The organism is Staphylococcus sp. HMSC62B09 (assembly GCF_001839115.1).
GTDB classification, from domain to species: Bacteria; Bacillota; Bacilli; order Staphylococcales; family Staphylococcaceae; genus Staphylococcus; species Staphylococcus haemolyticus.
This window is the reverse complement of the sequence record NZ_KV840084.1, coordinates 1-2,363: the sequence shown is the minus strand read 5'-3', so window position 1 is coordinate 2,363 and position 2,363 is coordinate 1. Positions and strand designations below refer to the sequence as shown.

At 25.3% G+C, this 2,363-nt stretch carries 2 protein-coding genes; one reads left to right on the top strand and one right to left on the bottom strand.

Annotated elements, in window-relative coordinates; all coding sequences use genetic code 11:
* Window positions 1-448: 448 nt before the first annotated feature.
* On the bottom strand, window positions 449-1,198 hold the full coding sequence (locus HMPREF3265_RS00605) for a DUF536 domain-containing protein (RefSeq protein WP_002497499.1): 750 nt from the start codon (window positions 1,196-1,198) through the stop codon (window positions 449-451).
* 440 nt (window positions 1,199-1,638) lie between these two features.
* On the opposite strand from HMPREF3265_RS00605, the gene HMPREF3265_RS00600 reads away from it, so the two are divergent.
* On the top strand, window positions 1,639-2,363 hold a 725-nt coding region (locus HMPREF3265_RS00600), incomplete at its 3' end, for a replication initiator protein A (protein ID WP_070836520.1).

Genomic DNA, 2,363 nt, shown 5'->3' with positions numbered 1-2,363 from the left:
TTTCACTTATCCAGATACTTTATGTCCCGAACTCATTTTTAATAACAAACTTTAACGTATTCAAAATGTGCAAAGGGAATGTTTGAGATAATTCTCAGACAAAATGTTATTAATTAGGAGAACTGTATCAAAGTAACTCATCCAAAGTTTTTCAATACAGTAAAGATTATATATGTTAAATAATTAACATACCCTAATTATAATGTTAGGCTTCCCTAAGGTCAAGTTAAGAAATATATTTTATTAGATATAGTGATGCAATATGTTTAATCACGTAATAGACGCTAAATTAAATCATTTTAATTTTTAATTTTTAGCATATTGAGTAATTATTGGAGTTTAGAATTAACATAATCGATGATTATCAGAAGTTTCTTTAATATAGATAAAAGCACTATAAGTTAAGTCGCTTATAGTGCTTATTTAATATATTTTTTTCAAACAATCATTAGCCACCAAACAAACGACTCCAGAAACCTTTTTTAGTTTGGGTTTCTTCTATAGCAATACCTTTATCATTTTGATTAAATGGATCATCCTCTTTTTGTGATTCTCCATCTTGTTGATTCTCAGATATACCTTTAGATTGAACCTCTGCTGGATTTATTTCTTCTTTCTGATATTGATTAGTATTTACAGAATCAGAAGTATATGATGCTTCTTGTACATCAAAGTTTTTTCGATCGTTAGTAGATTTATCGAAGGAATAATTCAGTTGTCTCTCTTCTTCTAATTGATTTTCCAATTTTTGAATCTTTTTATTACTTTCTAAAGCTAAAATTTGTTGATTCTCTAATAATTTATTTAATGTATTAACATTGCTATTTTGTTGATCTAGTTGTTTAGTTAAATTCTCAATATATTTTTCATCATTTTTAGCTCTAGTTTCAAAGATTTCTATTTGCTTTTCTAATTCGTTTACTTTTGTTTTTAATGTCTCAGAACTATTTGAATTATTATATATATACTTTTCAACTTTTGCAGTATTTTCATCAAACAATTCTTTTTTTACTGATTCTTTATTTTGGGTTGTTCTCTCTTTCTTAGTGATTTTTTCTATAATTTTCAAATAATCATTATCATTAATATAATTAATTCCATTTTCTTTTTCAAAAGATATATTTAATCTTTTAGCATTATTAACAATAGTTTGTTTAGTTACACCTAATTCATCAGCAATCATTTTAATAGTTTTCATAACGCCCACCCTTAGGTACCTAATTTAGTACCTAAATTTTACCATCTAATGAAATTTATTTCAGCATTTAGCGATAAATTTACTATCTATTAACTACCTAAATACCTAATTATCCACCTATAAATTTTTTTGATACTTAATTAAGTACTAAAATAACGAATTATATATTTGGTGGTTTTAGGTGTGCTTTTAATTATATTTAAAACTCTTTATATACGCCATTGAAAGTGTTAATATTACTTTATAAATATTAAAAGAGTCGATGCTATTGGCGTAGCATCGACTCTCGGTAATAAAACGATTCGCACTCGTTTGTTTATATATTTTTTTGATACTTGTATTATATATATCTAATCATCTAAGTGCAAGCACAAAACATATAACTTACGTAAAAATTGTTTTATTACCTCAATCCCAAAAATGGAAATGAGGTTTTTATTATGCCCAATTTTGAAAAATACAATTTATCACAAGTAAAAACTGAAAGATTTTATCAACTGCCTAAATATTTATTTGAAGATGCATATTTTAAGAAAATGTCTGCAGAAGCCAAAATTATGTATGCGTTATTAAAAGATCGTTTTGAATTATCCCTCCAAAATGAATGGGTGGATAAAAATAATAATATTTACTTTATTTTCAGTAATAAACATTTGTGCGAATACTTAGGTTATGCAGAACAAAAAATTATAAAATTGAAAAAAGAGTTAATAAAATTTAATTTACTAACTCAAGAACGTGTTGGCCTTAATAAACCAAATAGATTATACCTATTAAAACCTAATTATGACATTAAAGCCAGTCATACCAAGGAACTTCCAAATTCACAGTTCCAGAACAATGAATTTGGAAGTTCTAGAACTGTGAATTTAAGTGGTCAAGAACTTCCAAATTCACAGTCTAATGATACTTATTATAATGATACTAATTATATTAAGACTAATAATAATGATACGTATGATATGAATGATAAGAAGTTAACTTATCCTAGTAATCACACAAGTCATTCAAATCACTACTATTCAAAATTTAATGATGACGCTTTAAAATTTCAATTACTAGAAGAATTACCACAAAGTGTTCAAAATTATTTAAATAACTTTTCTGTAGATGAAATTAAACTTATTAAATCTGTATTATTAAAAGCCAAAACATCTTTCAACAA